The 525-nt window shown below is 37.1% G+C and carries 1 protein-coding gene; it reads right to left on the bottom strand.

The window, feature by feature from the left end; genetic code table 11:
- A partial coding sequence (locus tag N1032_RS27775) for a T4 RnlA family RNA ligase (RefSeq protein WP_259543963.1) occupies positions 1 to 525 on the bottom strand: 525 nt, incomplete at both ends.

The following is a 525-nucleotide window of genomic DNA, read 5'->3' as shown; positions in this document are numbered from 1 at the left end:
ATATGAAAGTCGAGTCCAATTCTTTAGAGAGAGCAACAACCTTATCGAAGTGTTCTTGTCCGTAAACTTCAATAAATACGTCTTTAACCCAGTTTGCATAGGTATCTTTTGTTGAAATATCTTGAACTGCTTTAGATGAAACGAAAGGTTCCCCAGTTGTCTTGTCATAGCCGATAAGCCCTAAGAATCCATTGTACTTTTTAAAGACTTGGACAGGGAATGTAACTGTCTGACGTAAACGATTTGCTTCAGTACTTCTTCGTTGTTCATCATTAAAGAATTTATTATACGAACGAGCCACTACTTCCCACGAGCCATTGTCTTGTTCTTTCATGAAAAGTCCGCGAGCATGAGAAGTTACTTGATTCCATTTATCTGACCGAAAAACACGACTTGAGAAATTGAAAGAAACATTTCCGTTTGCTTGTTCTTTCATTTGAACTTGATTAGGGTTTGCTTGAGAGTATTCTGCGAATTCTTTAGGTGTTACCGGAGTTTCAACATTAAATTCAAGTCTGTCTGAAA

The organism is Herbiconiux daphne (assembly GCF_024979295.1).
GTDB classification, from domain to species: domain Bacteria; phylum Actinomycetota; class Actinomycetes; order Actinomycetales; family Microbacteriaceae; genus Herbiconiux; species Herbiconiux daphnes.
Note: the sequence above shows the minus strand (reverse complement) of the source record. Positions and strands in the feature narration are given on the sequence as shown.